Here is a 20,378-nt window from a genome sequence, read left to right on the forward strand (position 1 = left end):
CCTTCAGCAGAGGTCACGGTTCAGAATTTGTGCTGAAATATCCGGCTAACTTATCGGCGGGAGAATGTTCTTCCATACTCATGAATGCACAACGGCCGGTATCATCGTGAAGCACAGCGGCGTGCTGCCTGAGACAACCGCCGGACGCGCTCCCCTGCGCGATTACAGTCGCTCATAGGGCGTTCAGGTTGGGAAGAAATGAACGAAGCCGGGCAGGGGCTTAGGAAACTCAAGCGTTAAGGACGCAGCGCGAAGGCGATATCATCACACATGTCTGACAAAGCAAGTTCGGTCGGCCAGCCGTCATCTCCGCTGCTGAATTACTTGGATCTATGCCATGGGCGATTTGGCCTTGTCCTCGCCCAAAGGTTGAGGTTGGATATGGTTATTTCTTGAAGGCCTTATAAGGAGGACGACCTATGGGTAGCCTCTCTGTGTTCGCTTGGCATTTCGATATATTTCCAGTCAGACGCATTTTGCTGCTTCTTGCACTACTCGCCAACGTTCCGGTGCCGGCAAATGCAGCATGCGATCCGAATGAGAATTGCGTGCGTTGCCTTGTTCCAGGAATCGGACGGTGCGAACTTCGTGGAAACGATCCAGCTTGCGTGGCAAGAAAAGCCACCTGCAATGGACCTGCTGGCCTCTCATTTTCCTCGACACCTGACTCGTCCTACGCCGCGCAGGGCACCGCCTACACGTACATTTCAGCTCTGCAGGGTGGAAACATTCCAGCTCTGCAGGGACTACTTGACCCCCTGCTCTACCAAAGCACGTTAGCTCAGACATCAGGAACGGGTGTCTATCCTATTCTTCGTGATCTTGGTCCGATCGCAAACATTCAGGTCTCAGCCGTTCAGCAGGATAGCAGGTACCCCGGCACGTATTCGTTTCGTGCCACAGTTCTTCATAACAGAGGGCTTTCAGAATGGTCCTTTGTCGTTGCGGTCGCGAACCATAAAATCCTGTGGTCGAACCTTGAATCCGTTTCCCTATCGCCGGCGTTGCCGCCGCCGTCTCCACCTCCTCTCCCCACGCCAAATAACAAGGGTGACATACTCGCGGACAAATATTTGCGCAACTTCCAAAATACACCGCCTATTATTGGCCCCAGGGCGAATGCGCAGGTTGGCGAATCGCAAGGTAACGCTCGGCCCGCTCCTTCGCCTGCGCCTCCAATACGCTACACCGATCCATGCCGCACGGCATCTGGCGCGTGTGGAGCCGGAACGCCCGGACAACTAAATGACAGGCGGTTAGTCGAGTTCTTGTTCGCGACAGATCGCATCCCCAAGAATGGAGCTCTCAACGTAGAATTTATGGGCGATCGTCAGGCAAATCTGACCTTTGGCGCCGTCGCAGTACACATCCCTGAGCATCACCGAATAGGCCGCATCGAATTGCCGTCGGTTTGGAAGTTTTGGGGAATCGAGCTTAAGCGCGAACAGCAAGACGACAAGAAGCACTTCGCGCTACGCAAGCTTTCCATCATGCCTCTTGAGACCTGGGAGCAACTAGTCAAGCAAAGAAACGCTAAAAGCGCGCTGGTTTTTGTTCATGGCTTTGCGAACACCTTCGAAGACGCGTTATTCCGCAACGCGCAAATGGTATACGACCTTGACTACAAAGGGCTTTCAGTCTTGTACTCTTGGAGTTCGCGAGGAGCCGTTCGAGATTACCGTTATGATCTTGATAGCGCGCTCGCTGCGCGCGACGGCTTCATATTCATCCTCAAGAAGCTTAGAGATCTGGGGATTGAACACGTAGACGTACTGGCGCACAGCATGGGAAACCTCGTCGTGCTGGATGCCTTGAAGGGGAGCGCATCGTCGACAAGCCCAGTGCAGCTGGATCACTTGATCATGGCTGCGCCGGACGTGGCGCGGGACACTTTCATTCGACAATTGCCCGAGGTCCAGAAGATCATTCAAGGAGCCACGTTGTACGCCTCTTCGGCTGATAAAGCTCTGATGGCCTCGAAGGTGCTTGCGATCTACCCGCGCGCGGGTGACGTTCCTCCTGAAGGTCCGATCGTGCTTCCGAATCTGGATACAATTGACGTGACTGAAGTGGGCGATGAGCTGTTGGGTCTCAATCACTCTGAGTTCGCTACCAATCGTGCGGTGATGAACGACTTGAAAATATTGATCGATAAGCGGGACAAGCCGCCTCGATTGACGGAAATAAGAAGCTATCCCGAGCCGCCCCAAAGTCCAACCCATTGGAGATATGTACCTTAGATTCGAAATAGCTAGCTAGTAAAGCGGCTTGGCGCCACCGTGATCAGGCTCGTACTTCAGCTCAGAGCTGTTGCACGACTCTTCTCTGGGCGTCGGCGTTCTCCTCGATGTAACGCTGAGTGGTGCGCAAATTGGAGTGTCCCGCCAGAGCCTGGACGTCCCTTAGTGATCCGCCGACAAAGGAGATCTTCCGTGCAGCGCCAGTGATGAAGGTCCTTCGGCCGCTGTGGCTGGAGCAGCCAACGAAGCCCAAGTGCCGATACCATCGCTGGAACATGTTCACGATGACCTGCGGCGACGTAGACGACATACGCTCGGTGCCGATCACGTATTCACCGGTCACTTTGGCCAGGGTCTGTCGATATGCGATGAGTGCGGCCCTCACTTCTGGATGCATGGGAATCACGCGTCCAGACATGCCTTTGCTAGCATCATTGGTTAGGTGGATGGCATGCCCGACCTGGCCAGCGGCGTCGAAGGCCATCCGCCAAGTCAGGTGGGCTATCTCCTTCGCTCTAAGCCCGGCCTTTGCCGACAGCAGGAAGATCAGCCTGTTTCGCTCGGGATATCTGGTAGTCGACAGATACGCCAGCGTGGCCCGGCTTGCCCCTTGCTCAACGTCTTCGCTTGCTTACCCAAACCCATTTCGTCCTCCCGACGCCAGATCGACGGCTTACAGGACGCTTGACTGTAATCTGTTCGGATTACTCGTACATGCTGCTGCCCAAGAGCAGGCGCGGAGAGGGTACTCTCGGAGCGTAGTTTCGCGAGCTGTGCTACCCTTTCCGGGGACCCAATTTCAGCTACCCCGGGCCCCACCAGGCCCGGCCATCTTCACTATCTGGGAAGCTGACACTTCCCGGCGGAGGCCATTTACATTCCTGAAAGCCGGCGACGAGAACGGAACGATTCACCGTGACTGCGTTGAATCGCCATGTGTGCCGTGGCGTTGCGTCAGTCTCGTTTGGGAGTCTCGCGTGTCCATGGCGCCGTCAAATCTGCTATTCCTGGTTACATCGAGCCTTGTGATCCCACTTTGCGCGAGAAGCCGCCGCGCGGCGCAGACTGGGTCTACGAGATCAAGGCCGACGGCTACCGCGCACAGCTGCACCTGCAAGATGAGGACGCCAAGGTATATTCGCGCAACGGCCTGGACTGGACCGAACAGTTCTCCTCGATCGCAGCCAGCGCCCACCTGCTCAAGGCAAACAGCGCGATCATCGACGGCGAAGCGGTGGTGTACGGCCGTGGCGGCCTACCGGACTTCCAGCAGCTTCGGCGAGAACTGGGACCCAAGCAAAGTCAGCGCGTGCGCTACCACGCCTTCGACCTCCTCTACCTGGACGGCTACGACCTGCGCGCAGTCGTGTATGAGGATCGCAAGCGCCTGCTGGAGCGCCTCCTGAAGAGCGCACCCGAAACCTTTATCTACGTCGAGGCGCTTGCGGCCGAGGGCAACGATGTCTTCGAGAAGGGATGCAAGCTAGGGCTGGAAGGGCTGATCGCCAAACGAGTCGGCGAACCCTACCGCTCGGGGCGGCAAGAGACGTGGGCCAAGCTCAAGTGCAAGAAGAGCGAAACTTTCCCGATTGTCGCATTCGTGGAGAAGCTCGGAGCTCGCCCGCGCAAGGTCGCCTCCCTGTATGTCGGCCGGCGCGAGAACGGACAGCTGCTGTATGCCGGCAAGGTTCGCACCGGCTACACTGAGACGAGCGCGCGCGAATTGCGCGAGCGGCTGGATCCCTTGATCCGCAAGTCTACTCCGCTCGATGTCGGGGTCAAGAAGCCGAAGGCCACCTGGGTCGATCCATCCCTTGCAATCGAGGTCCAGTATGGCGCGCTGACCGATGATGGCCTGCTCCGCGAAGCCGTGTTCAAGGGCTTTCGGGATGATCTCGCGGTGCGCAAGGTAAAAGCGCCGCGACTGGTGCCATCCGTAACCGGCCGGCCGAAGCTCGGCGTCCCCCGAGAGAACATCCTGCAGCTTCTGCCAGACGCCGTAGCTCCGTCGAAGGAAGAACTCGCCGACTATTGGACCCGCGTCTGGAAGAAGGCGCTGCCGCACCTGGGACATCGTCCGCTCAAGCTGGTGCGTCGGGTGCACGGCACGACCTTCTATCACAAGGGGCCGCTGCCGAAGGACATTCCGGCCGCCGTGCACCAGCTTCGTATTCAGAAGCGCGAGGGCGGCCAGGGAACGCGCCTGTGGGTCGACAGCCTGGATGGTTTCCTAGGGCTCGTCGAAATCGGCGCCGTCGAGCTGCACCCGTGGAATGCGACCGTCGAGGACTTCGAACATGCGGACTGTATCGTGATCGACCTTGATCCTGGGGAGGGAGTCGGCTGGAATGCGGTCGTGGAGACCGCGCTCGATCTGCGCACGCTGATGAAACGCGAAGGATTCGAGACCTGGCCAAAGCTCACGGGCGGCAAGGGAATACATTTGATGGCGCCATTGGATCAGCCGGTGCTGCACGATAAAGCGCATCGGATTGCGCATCAGCTGGTCTCTGCTCTCGCAGCGCGTCATCCAGACCGCTACCTTCTGTCGGCCCAGGCCAAGCGTCGCGATCGCATCTTTCTGGACTACCTGCGGAACGGCCGCGGCACCACGGCCATCGGCACCTATTCCCCGCGAGCCCGACAGGGATTTCCGATCGCAGCGCCCGTGGCCTGGAAGCGCATTGAGAGCGGGATTGCGCCGGATGCTTTCAACATTAACAGTCCATTCCGCCCCAACACGAGCAAGTGAGCCGCATGTCCGATGCATTCGATCAATGGGTGGAATGGCGCCACAAACCTGCGGGCAATAGGCGCGGCATTCCCGCCGAACTCTACGGCGCGGTAATGTCTCTGCCTGAGGCCGATCGCTCGGACCGGCAGAGGGTGAACGCGGCCGTCCGCAGCCATGATGAAGCTCGCCGCGAGGGCAGAACCGTATGGCTCTACCTCAACGCTTACGAGAACGGCGCATCGCGCACGGTCGACGATCCCGAGCGGGTGAAGGTGTTTGCATCTGCCGAGGCCGCAGACAGGTGGTTCGACGACAACGATCCCGAAGGCGTTGCTTGGGAGTACCAAGTGGATGGCGGTCCGGCCGAAGGATCGGTTTGGCTCTACTCGCCCGATCCGGCGTCCAGAGCGATCGGAGACCCCGATTGGCTCAAGCTCTTTGCGTCGGCCGAAGCCGCGAATAAATGGCTTGAGCAGAACTATCCAAGAGGCAAGATGGGAGAGTATCCGATTCAGTGGTGAGGCGCATGAGTGCATTCGTTGACAGCTCAGTCTGGTTCGCCGCGGCGGCCAAGCGGGATGCTCAGAATGAGCGCGCCAAGTCGATCCTTCGGAGCATCGACCAGCACCTCACGACGGCCCTGGTCCTGGTTGAAACTTGGCACCTTCTCGAAGCTCAATTCGGCAAAGACGTTGCAGACACGTTCTGGGAGCGGCTGCGCGACAGCGGAGTTCAGATCGAGCCTGTGATCGGCGCCGATCTGGAGGCGGCTTCGAAGATAGAGGCGAGCTTCCCGGACGAGCGTTGTTCCTTCATCGACCGGACGAGTTTTGCGCTGATGGAGCGCCTGGAGATCACCCGAGCGGCAACGTTCAATCCAGTTTTCGCAACGTACCAACCCCGACCTGGTCGCAAGCCTCCCTTTCCAATTCTGAGCGAAGGCCACAACGAAACCTTTATTGCGCTCGAACAAGCTCTACTCGAACGCCGGCCCGTTCGCGTGAGCCATGACGGCAAGTGCCAGACGGTCTGCCCTTACATCCTAGGCCACGCCGCAGGGGAGGAGCGCGCATTCGCGCTCCTTGTGGAGCCAAGTTCAAACACAAAGCAACCCGCCCGACATGGCTGGATCTGCCTTCGGCTGTCGAAGATCGATAGCGTTCGCTCGGCTAACGAGCGGTGGGTCGAGCAAGATTACCCGGTCCCGTGCAGCGGTGTGTCGATCAGGTGCACTTGGAAGCGAAGCGAGCGACATAACGTCGAGCAGATCTGTTTTCCTAGTCGAGGATACGGCGCGCCAATGTAGCAGATATACTGGCTTGATCCGCGAATCCTGACTCTCAGTTCATTTTATGAATGAAAGATTAGGCGAAGCGCTTCCATGGAAATTAAGCAAGCGGCGAGATGGGCGGTGACCGCAAGGGAGAAGCTGCTGAGCCTGTCACCCTTCATTGACGATGTGACCTAGCTGTCGGTGGCTCAATTGAGCGCAAAAAACTATGCGTCGGCTGTTGGAAATGAAATGACCGCGTCGTGGCTTCGACGCGGTCTGGTGTGGTGAGGAGGTTTGGCTTACTTCATCTTTGCTTTGGTCCCGCCCTGGTCACTGCCGGGGCCAGAGCGGCCCTGACCGGAAGCATCCGGCTGCACCGTACCGCCCTTCGCCATCCCGTCTTTGTTCATACCGGTCGTGCCCTTAGTCATCGAGCCTTTCTCCATGGAGTTCTTCTCCATGCCTGGCTTGCCCATGTTCGAATTCTGCGCAAAGACGGAGCCGCACATCATGGCAAGCGCGGCAGCGGCGACAATGACCTTCTTCATTTATTAGCTCCCTGTTGGATCGCACAACGCCAACGGGAAGGACCATCGGCCGTTCCTACTGAAAGAGTAGAATATTCTCTCCTGTTTGCTTGAACGAAGAGACACGGTCCCCGTACGGACCTTGACTCTGTGTTCTTGTTTTGTTCTATGGGCAAAATCCCAGGTTTGCCCATGCCCACCCTCGAATATCTCCGCTCGGAAATCGACCACATGCGCTCGCAGATCAGCCGGCAGCGCAAGGAAATCCTCCAGCTTCAGCGCGCCGCTATCTCGTCCGCCTCCGCCGAAGCGCTCCTCTCGCGAATGCAGGCGAACGTGGAAGGGCTTTGCGCTGAACGGGATCGGCTCGCGAGCGAGGAGAAGGCAAGTGGGCCGACCTACGCCTCGGGTAAACCCATGAAGGGCACTCCAGCGCACCGCCGGGTTTGATGGACAACCTCCGGCACTTCCCTGCTCCCTGGGTGATGAGGGAGGACGGGAACGGCTTCCGCGTGTTCGACGCTAGCGGCTTCTTCATCTGCGCCGTTCCGCACCGCGAGGACCTCCACCAGCGCAGCTACCAATATGGCAACGACTTTCTCTCGCGAGAGGAGGCGAGACGGATCGCAAAGGCGATTTCCGCCTTCCCGAGTTGCTGAAGCGCCCGCAATACTAAGGTGTTCGCTCCAAGGAACGCTTTATCACATCGCGTTCTCTTGCCGCGTAATGACGATGGTGAAGCAGACCGTTGCGAAGACGAAAACGTTGGAGGTCTCGGTCAGAAGAAGCGCCCGATGACTGAACAAGTAGGCCATCGCGCGCGTCGAGCAAGACACGTTCATCTGTCACACGCCTCAACTTGCCTGTCTTTCCCGACCGCATTCGCCGCATTCTCAAGGAATGCCCGCCCCCTCGTCGATGATCAAGGTTGGCGCGCGCCAAACCTACGCAAACATCCAAAGCGCATTTCCATTGCCTAAGGGTATGGAAGCGCCGAAACTGTTCAACAGCACCCGCCTTATCGACATCAACACCGCACCAAGGGAAGTGATCGAGGCTCTGCCGGAGTTCATTCTGAAGACGATGCAGTCAGCAGAGGAATGGGAGCTTCGCCAGAACTTCAATAGCGGCAATAGCCTGAAGGACTCTTCTAAGCTTAGCCAACCACTCGTCGGGCAAGAGGAAGAAAACGATATCCCTTTTTAGGTATGGATGCTCGACGCTTTCGGCCGAAGTTTATCGTGCATGGGTTGGCGGAGGCAGACATACGTGGCAACCAGCAATGCCTGATATGCCCGATGTATCTCATGAAGACAGTCCGGTACTACTGCTCGGGTGACTGCATGAAAGAGGCTAAGGAGCGCGACATCTATGGCAATGAAGAAGCTTATCTAAAGCAGAAATCATCAGGGTGACCTTCAGTGGGCGCCTCAATCAACGGTGGGGCGCACAGGTGAGGGCCTATGTCGACCTTGTGTTCTGATCCTCTTGCAAAACGCGGCGCCCTTCTTCAGTCGTAACATACATTGGATAGTTTCGGGCGTCACGGCCCACGCGTTGTACCCACGGAGGTCGCTTGTTTAAGCACTTTTGCAGAGTAAGAGGGGTGGCGTCCTTAGTGCACGCAGTCGGTTCAAGATAGCGTTCTAACGTGTCCAGGAACAGTTTTGGCAGAGCCATGGGTTATTCCCATTTGAGAGCTGTTGAACAACGTTCGCACGAGATAATTGACAAAGGATTGGGGGGCACGTCGTCGTTTTCGATACACGTTCGAAGCAACTAGCCAACAGGAGTTCGATCCCCTGCCACGGTGCAAATCCGTGAAATCATAGTCTGGTGACTTGGTTAGGGCGATCCCAGTTCAACTCTGGGCAATCCATTAGTTTGGCTCAATTTTCTTGTACTCGGCATCGATAAATTTGCGGAATTGCTTTAGGCGCGTTCGCATCGTGACTGCAGAAACCTTGAGCTTGGAAAAGCGCCACGCTACCGGTGTGACCGTTCTAGCCAAAACGGCTTTAGTCAGCTTCTGTGCAATGAAACTGCAAATGGCTGGCACAATCGAGAGGGCAGCAACACCTACAAACATGCCGAGGAGTGCTGTCGCAACGAAGACGAGGGCGCCTGGATCTTCCTTGAAAGGGAAATAGGTTGGTGTCGGCCCAGGTTCTGGAATTATGTCCTTTAGGACCGCGAACTCCACCGAGAAGAGAATAAAGAAAGTAAGAACGGCAACAAGCGGCGGATAGACCGAATGTATGCCAGCTATAAACGTGCTCATATCGGCGGATTTCATCTCCACCTTGATGTCTGGGGTGTAGTTCTCACTCGTCACCTCAGCGATGAGAGTCACAGCCTCTCCTGGCCGAAGAAGACTAATAGTGAGCGTCCGCGCATCTTCATTCAAGGTTACGTCAGCTGCCGCGTCCTTGTCGTGGACTCGCAAGTTGAGAACCTGCTTCGATGCGGTGATTGAGACGGGCGACAGAAAGTCACTCGCTTCGATCGGTGCGGTGCCGCGATTCCATAATAGAAGATAGACCGTCGAAAGCGCGCGCATAAGCACACCCTCGTACACCACCTCCTGCTTTCCAAATGTAACCATGCGCGGGATAGGGTCCGTGTACGCTATTGCGAGCACCTTTGTACGTACGGATTTTTTGTAGAAGTAATAGGCCAAGAAGAGCCCAAGTAGGCCAGTCGCGGCGCCAAAGAGCCCCAAATAGGTATCTAGCGTCATTATCCCCACCCCAGAAGTAGCGTGCATCTTGCCCGAATCGCTACCTGTGAGACAATAGGGATGTTCGTGAGTGTACAGGCGCTCGCTAGCACACAAATGCTCGCCCGCCTGTACGGTGCGGGCATTTGTGTTTTAGTGAGGAAAAACGATTGTAGCGAGCCATTACCACGTAAGCTCGGAAAACTTGTCAGGTAGGTACGGGTGGTCTTTGAAAGAGAGTAGAACAGTCGGGGTCACGCCTGCATTGATCCGCAGGAAGTAGGTGAATTGACACCGGATGACTTCAGCACCGAGCACGTGGAAGGACAACTAAACCGTTCATATGGCGGCGGTCGGCCAGAGAGTGGAGGAGGGTCATGGCCCGGAGGGTATCACAAACTAACGTGCTCTAGTGGACGGTAATGCTCTGATGGTGAGGGCGGGTACGTCGCGCTTGCTGACCCCGAGCGTTCTACTGTTTTTCATCACCACCTTAATACGCTCGTGTCCCCCGTAATCGCCAGCAACGTCGTCGGCCCTGACGACTGGCGACTTGATGGGGATGCGAGACGGTGCACTTTGAAAGATTGTTGAATGGCCCGAACCCGAAAGGGTCAAGCTTGTGGGGCTGTGGGAGACCAGCATCGTGCTGTCCGCTGCACCTGCAAGAACAGCGCGACTAGTTCGCTCAGGTCACTCAGCATTTTTCGATTTCGCGCCGCTTAAAATCTCTTTCCAGTCTTTGTTGCTGCAACCTCCAAGGGTAGGCTCTACTCTCACTGAAAGACGGACTGACTACGTTCTGCATAGAGAGGTAGAAACCCAAGAGCATCATGCTACTGAAGGGTATAAAGGGCTATGGGGGAACAAGCTAAGTTCAAATGGGGCGAGCAGCGAGATCTGGAGAACCAGCAGTTTAGAGAGGCTCTCAATAACACCAAGCTCCGCGAGACAGTCTTTACTGAAAAGTTCATGGATTGGCTTGAGAAGCGGCGCGACTTGCTGGACGGGCGCGCGCAGAAGCTTTCGATCGTCTCACTGACTATGTCTTTCTTTCTGCTGATAGCGTTGCTCTCCCCGGACATGTCGGTTTCGGTGCTCGGATTGTCTGAGAAGGCGAGAGCATTTCGCGAAATACTGTTGTTCATACTCCCCAGTGTCCAGTTCTACACCATGGTGCCATCGGTTGAGCAAGGCAGAGTTACTGAAGCAATGACTCTGTATGTGGAGAAACAAGCTGCTGGCAATGTCGGGGTGCTGCGTGCGCTCAAGCTCCGCTATGGTCTCGGCGTCCGATTTATGCCTACAGAGTTGCAAACCCGAAATCTTTCGAAGTGGCAGAAGGTGCACTTGATCATAATCGGGCTGAGCATGCTGCTTTGGATAATGGGTATATTCGTGTTCTTGATAATCATCGAGATCGCGGGGATAGTTTCTATTTTGCGGCATCCGACATTTTCTCTGGGCGCGAGTGTCCTGCTGTGCATCTATGTCCTCGTTGCCACCATAGCGGCGCAAGGCATGCGAGTTTTTGCCGGTATGTACTCGATGCCGAAAGTACCTGAAGCGTAGGGGGTAGAATGGCCGTCAAACCACGTTTGGATGACGACGCACGCAAAACGACGAGCGAGTTTCTCGATAAGTAGCTTCGTCGAATCTATTTGGTTTGGGTGCTCGGTATTGCTGCGGGTGCAATTGAGTTGCAGCTCGATAAGGTCTCATACGCGGGCATCTCGTTCACCATCAACAGCGTCGAGAAGCTTCAAGGTCTCATCTATTGCGTAGTCGTGCTGATGTACTTCGCTACCATCGGCATGGTATCCGTGATGATGTTCCAGTTCATCTCGGTGGAAAGGATCAACTGCGACAGTGTGTCTATCGTGCGCTTGGCAAGAAAAAGACCCTTCTTGGTCTCACGCGGGTGGAGCATAAAGTTCTGCGCGCTGCCGCAATCACCTATTTGATAGTAACGAGGGTTATTCTCCTGATTGCTTTTTCAATCCCGCTCATTCATATCGTGCTGCTTCAGCAACCGATACTTCTCACCGGGCTCGATCTCATCTTTCACACGCACTCGTTTTACCCCGATGGAAAGATCAACCTCGTATCGCCAGCGTTGCTTGGCATCACCTTCTTCCAAGTCTTGCTGTGGAACATGGCTATCTATCGCTTTATTGGTCGAGGGTATCCGGGCGTTTGGAGCGCGGCTGTGGGTGTTTCGATCCCCGCCATGGGTACGTTTGGCCTTTTAGACAGCTACGCGCGCGGGATAACATTTGATGAAGTGATGGGGCGTGTCGTCCTATGTCAAATCGTTGTTTTCCTTTTGTGGGTATTCCCCACGGCAATAGGCACGCCGTTCTTGCTCTGGCAGGATGCACAGATCGCGTACTACCGGTTTAAGTACAAGCGCATCAAAGACAAGCAGGCACAAGACAAGTAGGCGCAAGACTAGAAGGACGAGGGCTCATAGTAGCTTCAGGCCGCCTCGGTAGGCTGTCGATTATGACCCGAGGATTTATCCAGTGGTCGGTCATAGAACGGGATTACAGACGCTAGGAGCGATCCCAGGGCGTCTTGTTGAGCTTCGCGCATTCTGGCGCAGATTTGGCCCGAATTAGCTCAAGTCTGAGGGGATGTAGCTAGCCGTCTCGTCGCCCTTACGCTCAAAGCGCTGGATGATGTAGGTGTAGATCGCACCTGCGATGGTGAGGATCTGAAGCGTCGTGTGGCAGTAATTGGTGTCCATCAGGGCCTCATAGCCAAGCGCTCCAAAAAGAGCATTTTACGGTGAGACGCCGAGAATACAGCGATGCTTTCGGCGCATGCTGGATGCAGTTGCAAACTAGATCATTAGTTTTGATGATCACTTCCTTTGACTTGATCAGAACCGATATTGAAGGCTTTCAAGCAACGACTTTGGCCGGCATGCCGGAATCGAACGCCTCCTCGCGGACAAATTTGAAGACCGAGTCCTTCCATCAACGGCAATCAATCAAACCAAAGCAAAGCTGGTCAAATATTTGTCGCCGTATCCTGACACGGTCGGAGCGTTTGGGACCGACAATTGGCAATGTTGAGGTGACAGCGCCTTATATGCCTGCTGGCCCCGATCCGCTTGCCTTTTGAACCGACGAAACGGCGGGAAAAGCGGAATTGTAATCAGGCCGGGACGAGATCATTCGGGCCGGCCATGAAAGCGCCCACGGGTCAGGGACTTGGGAGCACTGATGATAGAAGGTTATTCTATAATCAACTCAATGCCGTTGCTCGATGCCCCGCAACCAAACGTGCTCAGTCCTTACATTGATACACTGGACATGAAGGCAAGGAGTTTGGTCAGCTCGATGTGATGGACTGGCGCAAAGTTCGAAGAAGAGCCGAAGCTTCATCGATTTTCTTCAGGATATCGGGGTCATTCTTCATTTCCGCCAAAGCCGTCCATGGGACTCGCTTCATAGATTCAACAACGGCGGAAAGGTCACCAGAGAGCCCTGTCTGCCCTTGCGTACTACTGCCGATCCGCAGCATCGCCGATTCGATATCTCCGTCGCGGGTAAGGAAGTGCGCTTTCGCAACGGGGTCCGGCAGAATTGCCCTCAACTTGCGGAGGTCTTTAGAATTGGTAATGCGCTTTCTGGCGACCTTATCGACGACTGCATCAATCACTGTTGGCACAAGGAGCTTCTTGCTCACGCCATAGAGCTCGCGCGCCCAAGCGATGCTAGCGTTTAAATCTTTTAGACCTTCTTTGTTAAATCGCTTGGCGATATCAAAAACTTCGATAAGCTTATCGAGCTCACGAAACGATATACCTAATATATTGGCTGCGCTTGCTCGTCCGACTAATTCTATGAGACGGTAAGCAACCATTTCTTTTTCTCGCGCATCCCATTCTTTTCTTTGCCTATGGATGTAAATCCAGACACGAAGCCGGTCCTCTTCGCTGAGAACCCGATCCGTCACCTCGATCGGTATCTCGCGAAACTCGGACTTTCCTTGATCGACAAGAACTTTTGAATTCTCCCATCGTCGTTCGCCATCGATGATCCGGAATTTTCCCTCGATCTCCGGATGCGGCTCAACGAGTAGCGGCTCAAAAATCCCCTTGTTGTCCACGATCTGGCGCTGAAGCTCCTCGTCCTCCTTGGGGCCGAGACGTGGCTGCCTTGGATTGGGAACGACATAATCAATATCGATCTTTCTGCGGTAGGTCCGCAGGACAGTTCCTCCGAGGGGACGTTCTTGAGTGCCGACAACACGAGGGGGGGTAGTTTCAGGCTTGTTCATACGCTTATTCGTCGCTGCAGGATTCAATGATTGCTTCAATCTGCTCGCGCATTTTGGCGTGGTTTCTTTGCTGAGACTTGATAAGCGAGCCTCGCTTGCTCCACATCGCCTTGTGCGCTTTTTGCTCGTCTTCTTCGAGTTTCAGCAACTTCTCGTCAGTACCTTCCATGGATTCAAGTAGCTTCGTGAAGCCATCAGAAGTTATGAGAGTGTAAAGTTGCTCGGTTTTCCGCTCGCGCCCCTCGGCACTTAGCCGCTGACCGTGACTACGGACAATTTCGTTACGCAGGATGCCAGCTATTGCTAGAACGCAGGTCGGCTTAACGCATACTACGCCCTCGCAAATTTGGACGTGACCTGCGCCCTTCTGGAGCTTACTGGTCACGAGGACCGCGTGGTTCGCTTTTTCGGTCACCATGTCTTGGTGCAGATTGGATGCGAACTTTGGATTCCAAATATCGCGGCTTCGCGTATCGTAGACAATAATGCCGCAGGCCTTCGCATTACTTTTTACGGTATGGACAACATCCGCACCGGTGCTCTTGACTACTACTCGGAAGTCATCTTTCGGATAGGCCTTCTTTAGGAGTTCAAGCACTTTGAGGTCGGCGCCGTCGGCTTCTTCCGCGTCGACAAGCTTCTGGAGCGCCGCGATCTTATCATTGAGAACTTTCGCTTCCGCCGCATTCTTTGCATTCACCGCATTGATGTCTTCGACCTTTTGCGCCTCCATCGCGGTGCGGACTTCATCAGTGCGCAACTTGATCGTGGCTTCTTGCTGCGCCTTTAGCGTGGCAAGCTCGTTCGCAGCCTCGAGACGTTTTTGCTCTGCCTCCTGCGCCCGTTCGGCTGAGGCAGTCTGCGCAGCAGTCAGCAACTCGATTTGCTGCTGAAGCGCCGCATCGGCGAGTTTCTTGCCTGCTTCCCGCGCCGCCTCCTGCTGAAGCAGGGACTCGGCCTTATGTTGCGCAATGGCCGCTGCGTGCTGTTCGTTCAGGGTAGCGATGGCAGCCTTCCTTGCTTCGTCAAACTGGATTCGGATCGAACTGACCTGTGCCTCCAGCCGGGCGGTAAATTCTTTTTCCTGACGCTGTTGATCAGCCTCGTAGCGCTCGCGGATTTCCGCGACGCGTTCGTTCGGAATTTCTTGCTGGCAGTAGGGACAAGTCTGGCCGCTGACGTGGATGTGCGGAGCGGTGGGGGGGCTGAAGGCTGGTTGGGTCGCCATAGACATCACCCTCTTGACAAATGAAAACTAGGTCCTATTTTGTCCTAAAGCTTCCAGTCTGTAAAGTGGGACGACTCGGGAGCTTTCTGAAGTTCTACTCCGGAACCCGATCAGATACAACTGAAGGAGCTAAGTACATGATAACTAAACGCTTTTTCTCCTATAGTGGTGCGGACCTCAAGTTCCATCGCGGTGAAGTCGATGATAAGACGCCGACTGGCCAGCAGTTGGCGATGGCGGCCGGGTTCCAGCCTGCCCAGCAGGCCACGGTTCTTCACATCCTCCCCAACGGGGAGCTGGAGGACCTTCGCCCGACCGAATCCGTGGTCCTGACCACGGACGAGGAACGCTTTGTCATCGTCGAGAGCGATCGTTCGTACCGCTTCACGGTGGATGCCGAGCGCTTCGACTGGCCGGTGCGCGTCATTTCCGGCGGCACGGTCCGCAAGCTTGGCCAGATCCCCGATGATCGCGACCTACTCCTCGATCGGGAGGATGAGCGCGGCAAGGTCATCGGCCGTGATGAGCTGGTCGATCTTGGCCATCCCGGTGTCGAGACCTTCAAGTCACGTAAGCGCCAGTGGGAACTGAACGTGCAAGGCGTCCCGGTGATCTCGGACGCACCTTCGATCGTGGTGCGTAATGCGCTGGTCGATGCGGGCTTCGACCCCAACGCGGGGTGGCTGATCTTCCTGAAGGTGCGCGGCCAGCCGAAGCGCTCGGTGGCGCTGAACGACACGGTTGATCTGACCCAGCCCGGCATCGAAAAGTTGCGGCTTACCCCGGACCATGTCGGCAACGGCGAGGCGGCCGCGCCGACGCGGGCTTTCGACCTTCTCGATGCGGATGAGGAGCATCTCAACCGCCTCGGTCTCCGCTGGGAGACGATCATCGAAGCCGATGAGCGACGCTGGCTGCTCATCCACAACTATCCGGTGCCCGACGGCTTCACGACGAAGCTCACCTTGCTCGCGCTGGAAATTCCGCCGACCTACCCCCAGGCGGCACTGTATGGATTCTACGCCTTTCCGCCGCTTGCTTTGGCTTCAGGCGGCGCGATCCCGAACACGCAGTTACGCGGCACGATTCGCGGCCAGGAGTTCCATGGCTGGTCCCGCAATCGTGGAGCCGTCGTCTGGAACCCAGCGAAGGACAATGTCGCTACCCAGCTTACGCTGGTCGACGAAGCGATGGCGAAGGAATCCGGCCAATGATCCCGGCCAACACCTTCACGTTGACCGCCGCCCTCCACGCCGAGGCGCAGGCCCATCTTTTCCCCGGCGACGGCCTTGAAGCCGCCGGACTTATGCTTTGCTCACGCGCTCCGGGTAACCGAAGCCGCCTCTTGAGCCACACGTTCATTCCCGTTCCGCACAATGCGTGCCGCAAGCGAACTGCCGACGCGATCATCTGGCCGGGCGAATTCCTCGAAACCGCAGTCGATGTCGCTGAGGCGCAGGGCTACACTATCATTGCGATGCACTCGCATCCCGGTGGCTTGTTTGCGTTTTCAGATGCTGACGATGAGAGCGACGCCCGGGTTATGCCCTCGCTATTTCAGGCTTTCGGCTCCGCCCATGGCTCAGCGGTGATGGTGCCGGGCGGCGCGGTGCGCGCACGCATCTACTCACCGGACATGGTGGCGCGTGACCTAGACCTCGTGACCATGGCTCATCATAACATCAGCTACTGGTGGGCGAATGGTGAAGGACGGGCCTCGCGGCCTTTAACATTCACGGCCGCGATGACAACCGAACTCAGCCGCCTAACCGCAGTCGTCGTTGGCGTGTCGGGCACCGGCTCGATTGTCGCCGAACAGCTCGCGCGGTTGGGTTTCGGCCGGGTCATTCTTATTGATTTCGACAAGATCGAGCGGAAGAATTTGAACCGAATTTTGAACGCCCGTCTTGTCGACGCCGACCACAAACTTCTCAAGGTCGACATGTTCGCCGGCGCGATCGCGTCATATCGCGGGCCCGGTATCGCAGTCCCGCTACCCGCGTCGGTGACAACACGGGAGGCCGTGGAGACCGCGGCTATGGGCGATGTCTTGTTTAGCTGCGTGGATACTTTGGAGGCTCGGCAGATCGCGGACATGATGGGTGCGGCATTTCTCATGCCGATGATTGACGTCGGGGTGGTTATCCCGACGCGCAAGAGCGGTAACACGATTGCTATCGCCGATGCGTGTGGCCGCATCGATTATGTCTTTCCAGGTGGTTCTACTCTCTTGGACCGCAACGTGTATTCTCCTGCACGTGTGCGCGCAGAATACCTGCTCCGGACCGCTCCTGATCAACATCAGGAGGAAGTACAGGCCGGCTACATCAAGGGTCTTGTTGAGGAAGCCCCCGCGGTCATCACTCTCAATATGCGCGCGGCCGCGGCAGCTGTGAACGAGTACATCGCTCGGGCGTATCCATTTCGCCTCGATGCAAATGAGAACTACGCCCGCACGGAATTCAGCCTCGCGGCCTGCGAGGAAGAGTACAGCTCCGAAGAGCAATTCAAGCGCGGCGACAACACTCTCTTGGCACGTGGCGACCTCGAACCAATGTTGGGGTTACCGGCGCTCAAACGATCAAGAAATGCGGCAGCGTGATGTTTAGATCAGCACTTGAATCGTTGGACGCCGCCTGGCGCTGGACCCGCAAGAAGTGGGATGGTTTCGGACCAGAGCGGCGTATTCAAATCATACAAGGCGATAGCCTGCCAGCTATGATGCCCAGGCCCGATCTCGTCCTAGCTCGCGATGACGGTGAGGACTGGTGCGTCGGAATGCGCTGCCCTTGCGGCTGTGGCATGACAATTGAGTTGCTAGTCGTTCCCGAAGCGAAGCCTCGTTGGGATGTTTCCATCGATGTAAAACAGCGTCCGTCGCTGAAGCCGTCGGTTTGGGTACAGCGCGGCTGCCGTTCGCATTTCTGGCTAAAAGGTGGTCGCGTACAGTGGTGCGAATAATTCTGCGCGTAGCCATTACCTCGATTTAGCTTTTAGGCTTGGCCGGATGATTATAGGCCGCAGGCGATAGTCTTTGCTCCGCAGCTAGCATGTACAATGCTTTGCATCGCGTTAGGATCGGACGGGTTTATCCAACAACGGAGAACCCGGATGCCGATCCTCAAGTCACTCTCCTTCACTGCACTGCCCAAGGCTGCCAACGATCCGGTCCAGATACGCCGGACCAAGTTCATCACCAAGCTGGAGGAGCAAAAGCTGCTCCTCGCCGACCCAACCACGTCCGGACCGTCCAGCGCTGGACTAAGGTCAACGGCGAGCGTCAGGCCACGACTAAACAGCAAGCCGTCCGGCCCTGGTGGAAGACGGATGCGTCTGGCCAAGTGGTCATGTCAGTTAAGTTCGGCTCGAAGCCTATTGAGTTTGAGAAGGGTAAGGCCGGCATCGTGGTAGGCTCCAGGGACAAGCTGCCGGCCGTCATCGATGCGCTGATTGGGGCAGTCCGCGCAGGCGAGCTGGACGAGCACTTCAGCCAAGCAGCCAAGACCGGCGGCATCGGCAAGGCCCGGAAAGCCGCTTGATCTTTCGGTTGGGGCTGGGCTGCTTCATGCTTCCCAGCCCATTTTTTCGAGCCCCCGCGCGAGGACTATAGGCTTTGGTTGCCGATTGGGATCCCCTTGAGTCCTGCACCTCACATGCCACTGAGATTTCCTGCCGGACACGGACCGCTCCGGTGCGCATTAGTATCCATGACGAGTTGGAGACGCTCGTCCGTCGCTCAGACCCAAACTGAGGAGTGACAACCCTCGGACGCGAGGTTCTCGACCGAATGGTCCTCGCGACGTCGCCCCTCATGTCGGCTATAGCTGGATGTCTGCGAAGCCGCGTAAGCGGTGGCAAGCATCCAATCCCGACGTTTTGTCACTCGGGGTTTAATTTGCGTCACCCAAGCGGATCTCCAGGCTTCGCCGCGCCGGGCACGGGCGAGAACGCTTACGACCAGAGGCCTACGCTGAGCCTTTCCACCAATGGCGTTTCCCCGTCGCGAAAGGCAGGCGCATCCAACGAAACCAAGCGCTCATCGACGCTGTCCTCCTTCCAAGCTGCATCTGCGAAGGTTTTTGCTGCTGCTGCAACGTTCTCTGGCCTTACCTCGCCCAGCCACAAAGCCGCCGCGAGTAAGTTTACAGCGCTCCTACGGATATGGGGTGGCAAGCTTCGTGCAGTTGTTTGATCTGCAAGTGTGTAGAAGGGATCGGCTGATGCTGCAACCGTGCCGGTGAGCGTCGGGGTGCGGACGTTGGTTCGAATGATGCTTGGTGATGATACCCGTATGATCGGCAGTTTCATGTTTGCGATAATCTTCCGCTCCAGCTCGGGATGAAGCCGACGTACCGCTCTTAATTGTCGGAAGTCACAAATGAAGGTCTCGGGGCGCTTAACTTTCTGCGTGAAAGAACTCACCCTCTGCCCGCTATTGATCGCGACCATAACCCCGGCAACCACCTCCGGTTTAGGTGTGTGGGTCCCAAACGGCCGTCTCGTTGCAAATAAGTTTTGCTGTGCACCGACAAGTCGTGCCCATGTTTGCAAACGGTTCGGCCCGCCATGTGTCCCTTCCGCCTATCGGCCCATTTGAAATTGCGCTGAATTAAAGCCACCATCCATGCGCCCCAGATTGGATGCGCAGCGATGTGTTTGTGCAGCTTCTTGTAGGAGACGATGGCGCCCGCAATGCCGGTAATAACACGCTGCGACTTTCCCTCTTCCAGCGCAGATGTGCATGCCTTTGCTTGAACTGGCGTCATATATTCGACGGAGGGGCGACGAAGCGCGAGCATTGACTGTGTCGAGACACTCTCCCCTATTTGCGCAGTCGTTGGGATGCACGCAGTTGCCGCACACGGCCGTCATCCCGCACGTTGAAGGGTTGAAATTCCGAGCTTTTAACTCCGGAAACCCTTGAAGCGTATCTGAGGCATTATTCTTTCGAACAGCCTCGATCCTAGACTCAATTTCGGGCGTGCGTCGATTTTTGCCTTTTCGTTTGTCCGCTGACTTGCGATTGGTCTCGAATAGCTTGAGCGCTTTAGCGCCCCACAAAGGGTATCTCGCTATGTGCTTCTGCAGCTTCTTATAAGAAACAATTGCGCCGCCGATACTCGTGATCGTGCGTTGCGATTTTCCCGCCTTTAACGCCGCCATGCAGGCAGCCACCTGAGTTGGCGTCATGTATTCCACTGAGTGACGAGGAGCGCGAGCGTTGATCTTGTCCAGGCACTCACCAATTACTGCGCAATCTTCAGGATGCGGACACATCGAACAAGCCGTCATAGCGTTTCTCCGAATGATGTTAGACGTGACCAAGTTTCGGAGGTCACGCTCGGAGGCGAATCCTGAATCGCGGCT

General features: G+C 56.3%; 20 protein-coding genes. 13 read left to right on the forward strand and 7 right to left on the reverse strand.

Going from position 1 to position 20,378, the window contains the following annotated elements; all coding sequences use genetic code 11:
• Positions 1 to 419: 419 nt before the first annotated feature.
• A complete protein-coding gene (locus BCCGELA001_RS36490; protein ID WP_083543453.1) occupies positions 420 to 2,240 on the forward strand; it encodes an alpha/beta hydrolase in 1,821 nt (606 codons plus the stop codon).
• Between the two features lie 61 nt (positions 2,241 to 2,301).
• On the opposite strand, the gene BCCGELA001_RS30140 is transcribed toward BCCGELA001_RS36490, so the two are convergent.
• Positions 2,302 to 2,832: a tyrosine-type recombinase/integrase gene (locus BCCGELA001_RS30140; RefSeq protein ID WP_335339443.1), complete on the reverse strand. Its 531-nt coding sequence runs from the start codon at positions 2,830 to 2,832 to the stop codon at positions 2,302 to 2,304.
• Between the two features lie 342 nt (positions 2,833 to 3,174).
• On the opposite strand from BCCGELA001_RS30140, the gene ligD reads away from it, so the two are divergent.
• Genes ligD through BCCGELA001_RS30155 form a run of 3 tightly spaced genes read left to right on the forward strand, consistent with a single transcriptional unit; the run spans position 3,175 to position 6,280 of the window.
• Positions 3,175 to 4,992 carry a DNA ligase D gene (ligD, locus tag BCCGELA001_RS30145; RefSeq protein ID WP_060736965.1) on the forward strand — a complete coding sequence of 606 codons (1,818 nt, stop codon included), beginning with the start codon at positions 3,175 to 3,177 and terminating at the stop codon, positions 4,990 to 4,992.
• A gap of 5 nt (positions 4,993 to 4,997) precedes the next feature.
• On the forward strand, positions 4,998 to 5,495 hold the full coding sequence (locus BCCGELA001_RS30150) for a hypothetical protein (protein WP_144441565.1): 498 nt from the start codon (positions 4,998 to 5,000) through the stop codon (positions 5,493 to 5,495).
• Between the two features lie 5 nt (positions 5,496 to 5,500).
• Complete coding sequence (locus BCCGELA001_RS30155) at positions 5,501 to 6,280, forward strand: type II toxin-antitoxin system VapC family toxin (RefSeq protein ID WP_008545144.1); 780 nt, start codon at positions 5,501 to 5,503, stop codon at positions 6,278 to 6,280.
• Between the two features lie 266 nt (positions 6,281 to 6,546).
• Here the strand turns inward: BCCGELA001_RS30155 and BCCGELA001_RS30160 are convergent, their stop codons facing one another.
• A complete protein-coding gene (locus BCCGELA001_RS30160; RefSeq protein ID WP_008545145.1) occupies positions 6,547 to 6,795 on the reverse strand; it encodes a hypothetical protein in 249 nt (82 codons plus the stop codon).
• Between the two features lie 171 nt (positions 6,796 to 6,966).
• Here BCCGELA001_RS30160 and BCCGELA001_RS30165 point away from each other — a divergent pair, with 171 nt between their 5' ends.
• Together BCCGELA001_RS30165 and BCCGELA001_RS30175 are read left to right on the forward strand one after the other, a co-directional pair.
• Positions 6,967 to 7,224 carry a hypothetical protein gene (locus tag BCCGELA001_RS30165; protein WP_008545148.1) on the forward strand — a complete coding sequence of 86 codons (258 nt, stop codon included), beginning with the start codon at positions 6,967 to 6,969 and terminating at the stop codon, positions 7,222 to 7,224.
• Between the two features lie 450 nt (positions 7,225 to 7,674).
• Positions 7,675 to 7,980 (forward strand): hypothetical protein, encoded by a 306-nt coding sequence (locus BCCGELA001_RS30175; RefSeq protein ID WP_008545151.1) that lies wholly within the window; start codon positions 7,675 to 7,677, stop codon positions 7,978 to 7,980.
• A 673-nt stretch (positions 7,981 to 8,653) separates the two neighbouring features.
• Here the strand turns inward: BCCGELA001_RS30175 and BCCGELA001_RS30185 are convergent.
• Positions 8,654 to 9,514: a hypothetical protein gene (locus tag BCCGELA001_RS30185; RefSeq protein ID WP_144441566.1), complete on the reverse strand. Its 861-nt coding sequence runs from the start codon at positions 9,512 to 9,514 to the stop codon at positions 8,654 to 8,656.
• Positions 9,515 to 10,351: 837 nt separating this feature from the next.
• Here BCCGELA001_RS30185 and BCCGELA001_RS30190 point away from each other — a divergent pair.
• Positions 10,352 to 11,065: a hypothetical protein gene (locus BCCGELA001_RS30190; protein WP_008545158.1), complete on the forward strand. Its 714-nt coding sequence runs from the start codon at positions 10,352 to 10,354 to the stop codon at positions 11,063 to 11,065.
• A gap of 205 nt (positions 11,066 to 11,270) precedes the next feature.
• Entirely contained in the window at positions 11,271 to 11,936 is a 666-nt protein-coding gene (locus BCCGELA001_RS30200) for a hypothetical protein (RefSeq protein WP_144441567.1), read from the forward strand.
• Between the two features lie 174 nt (positions 11,937 to 12,110).
• Here BCCGELA001_RS30200 and BCCGELA001_RS39330 read toward each other — a convergent pair whose 3' ends face one another.
• The gene (locus BCCGELA001_RS39330) at positions 12,111 to 12,242 is read right to left on the reverse strand and encodes a hypothetical protein (protein WP_257721922.1); all 132 of its coding nucleotides are present in this window, start codon (positions 12,240 to 12,242) and stop codon (positions 12,111 to 12,113) included.
• An 83-nt stretch (positions 12,243 to 12,325) separates the two neighbouring features.
• Between BCCGELA001_RS39330 and BCCGELA001_RS37570 the strand changes: the two genes are divergently transcribed.
• On the forward strand, positions 12,326 to 12,622 hold the full coding sequence (locus BCCGELA001_RS37570) for a hypothetical protein (protein WP_144441568.1): 297 nt from the start codon (positions 12,326 to 12,328) through the stop codon (positions 12,620 to 12,622).
• A gap of 210 nt (positions 12,623 to 12,832) precedes the next feature.
• Here BCCGELA001_RS37570 and BCCGELA001_RS30205 read toward each other — a convergent pair whose 3' ends face one another.
• The gene (locus BCCGELA001_RS30205) at positions 12,833 to 13,783 is read right to left on the reverse strand and encodes a ParB/RepB/Spo0J family partition protein (protein ID WP_008545165.1); all 951 of its coding nucleotides are present in this window, start codon (positions 13,781 to 13,783) and stop codon (positions 12,833 to 12,835) included.
• 4 nt (positions 13,784 to 13,787) lie between these two features.
• Positions 13,788 to 15,011, reverse strand: a complete 1,224-nt coding sequence (locus BCCGELA001_RS30210; RefSeq protein WP_158511653.1) for a DUF2130 domain-containing protein — start codon at positions 15,009 to 15,011, stop codon at positions 13,788 to 13,790.
• A 137-nt stretch (positions 15,012 to 15,148) separates the two neighbouring features.
• Between BCCGELA001_RS30210 and BCCGELA001_RS30215 the strand changes: the two genes are divergently transcribed.
• From BCCGELA001_RS30215 to BCCGELA001_RS39085, 4 genes are all read left to right on the forward strand, one after another.
• Positions 15,149 to 16,225 carry a multiubiquitin domain-containing protein gene (locus BCCGELA001_RS30215; RefSeq protein WP_060736967.1) on the forward strand — a complete coding sequence of 359 codons (1,077 nt, stop codon included), beginning with the start codon at positions 15,149 to 15,151 and terminating at the stop codon, positions 16,223 to 16,225.
• Positions 16,222 to 17,613 (forward strand): ThiF family adenylyltransferase, encoded by a 1,392-nt coding sequence (locus tag BCCGELA001_RS30220; RefSeq protein ID WP_008545173.1) that lies wholly within the window; start codon positions 16,222 to 16,224, stop codon positions 17,611 to 17,613. Before BCCGELA001_RS30215 ends, BCCGELA001_RS30220 begins: the two co-directional genes overlap by 4 nt.
• A 200-nt stretch (positions 17,614 to 17,813) precedes the next feature.
• Complete coding sequence (locus tag BCCGELA001_RS39080) at positions 17,814 to 17,972, forward strand: DUF6527 family protein (protein WP_335339444.1); 159 nt, start codon at positions 17,814 to 17,816, stop codon at positions 17,970 to 17,972.
• 386 nt (positions 17,973 to 18,358) lie between these two features.
• Positions 18,359 to 18,550: a hypothetical protein gene (locus BCCGELA001_RS39085; RefSeq protein WP_008545174.1), complete on the forward strand. Its 192-nt coding sequence runs from the start codon at positions 18,359 to 18,361 to the stop codon at positions 18,548 to 18,550.
• Positions 18,551 to 18,962: 412 nt separating this feature from the next.
• Here the strand turns inward: BCCGELA001_RS39085 and BCCGELA001_RS37575 are convergent, their stop codons facing one another.
• Positions 18,963 to 19,460, reverse strand: a complete 498-nt coding sequence (locus BCCGELA001_RS37575; RefSeq protein WP_144441569.1) for a hypothetical protein — start codon at positions 19,458 to 19,460, stop codon at positions 18,963 to 18,965.
• Positions 19,461 to 20,378: the final 918 nt, after the last annotated feature.

Source organism: Bradyrhizobium sp. CCGE-LA001 (assembly GCF_000296215.2).
Taxonomy (GTDB): domain Bacteria; phylum Pseudomonadota; class Alphaproteobacteria; order Rhizobiales; family Xanthobacteraceae; genus Bradyrhizobium.

What these genes read in the sequence shown, in the direction of transcription:
- BCCGELA001_RS36490 (WP_083543453.1), top strand. Translation starts at nt 420, where the DNA reads ATGGGTAGCCTCTCTGTGTTCGCTTGGCATTTCGATATATTTCCAGTC.
- ligD (WP_060736965.1), top strand. Translation starts at nt 3,175, where the DNA reads ATGTGTGCCGTGGCGTTGCGTCAGTCTCGTTTGGGAGTCTCGCGTGTC.
- BCCGELA001_RS30150 (WP_144441565.1), top strand. Translation starts at nt 4,998, where the DNA reads ATGTCCGATGCATTCGATCAATGGGTGGAATGGCGCCACAAACCTGCG.
- BCCGELA001_RS30155 (WP_008545144.1), top strand. Translation starts at nt 5,501, where the DNA reads ATGAGTGCATTCGTTGACAGCTCAGTCTGGTTCGCCGCGGCGGCCAAG.
- BCCGELA001_RS30160 (WP_008545145.1), bottom strand. Translation starts at nt 6,795, where the DNA reads ATGAAGAAGGTCATTGTCGCCGCTGCCGCGCTTGCCATGATGTGCGGC.
- BCCGELA001_RS30165 (WP_008545148.1), top strand. Translation starts at nt 6,967, where the DNA reads ATGCCCACCCTCGAATATCTCCGCTCGGAAATCGACCACATGCGCTCG.
- BCCGELA001_RS30175 (WP_008545151.1), top strand. Translation starts at nt 7,675, where the DNA reads ATGCCCGCCCCCTCGTCGATGATCAAGGTTGGCGCGCGCCAAACCTAC.
- BCCGELA001_RS30185 (WP_144441566.1), bottom strand. Translation starts at nt 9,514, where the DNA reads ATGACGCTAGATACCTATTTGGGGCTCTTTGGCGCCGCGACTGGCCTA.
- BCCGELA001_RS30190 (WP_008545158.1), top strand. Translation starts at nt 10,352, where the DNA reads ATGGGGGAACAAGCTAAGTTCAAATGGGGCGAGCAGCGAGATCTGGAG.
- BCCGELA001_RS39330 (WP_257721922.1), bottom strand. Translation starts at nt 12,242, where the DNA reads ATGGACACCAATTACTGCCACACGACGCTTCAGATCCTCACCATCGCA.
- BCCGELA001_RS37570 (WP_144441568.1), top strand. Translation starts at nt 12,326, where the DNA reads ATGCAGTTGCAAACTAGATCATTAGTTTTGATGATCACTTCCTTTGAC.
- BCCGELA001_RS30205 (WP_008545165.1), bottom strand. Translation starts at nt 13,783, where the DNA reads ATGAACAAGCCTGAAACTACCCCCCCTCGTGTTGTCGGCACTCAAGAA.
- BCCGELA001_RS30210 (WP_158511653.1), bottom strand. Translation starts at nt 15,011, where the DNA reads ATGGCGACCCAACCAGCCTTCAGCCCCCCCACCGCTCCGCACATCCAC.
- BCCGELA001_RS30215 (WP_060736967.1), top strand. Translation starts at nt 15,149, where the DNA reads ATGATAACTAAACGCTTTTTCTCCTATAGTGGTGCGGACCTCAAGTTC.
- BCCGELA001_RS30220 (WP_008545173.1), top strand. Translation starts at nt 16,222, where the DNA reads ATGATCCCGGCCAACACCTTCACGTTGACCGCCGCCCTCCACGCCGAG.
- BCCGELA001_RS39080 (WP_335339444.1), top strand. Translation starts at nt 17,814, where the DNA reads ATGACAATTGAGTTGCTAGTCGTTCCCGAAGCGAAGCCTCGTTGGGAT.
- BCCGELA001_RS39085 (WP_008545174.1), top strand. Translation starts at nt 18,359, where the DNA reads ATGTCAGTTAAGTTCGGCTCGAAGCCTATTGAGTTTGAGAAGGGTAAG.
- BCCGELA001_RS37575 (WP_144441569.1), bottom strand. Translation starts at nt 19,460, where the DNA reads ATGGTCGCGATCAATAGCGGGCAGAGGGTGAGTTCTTTCACGCAGAAA.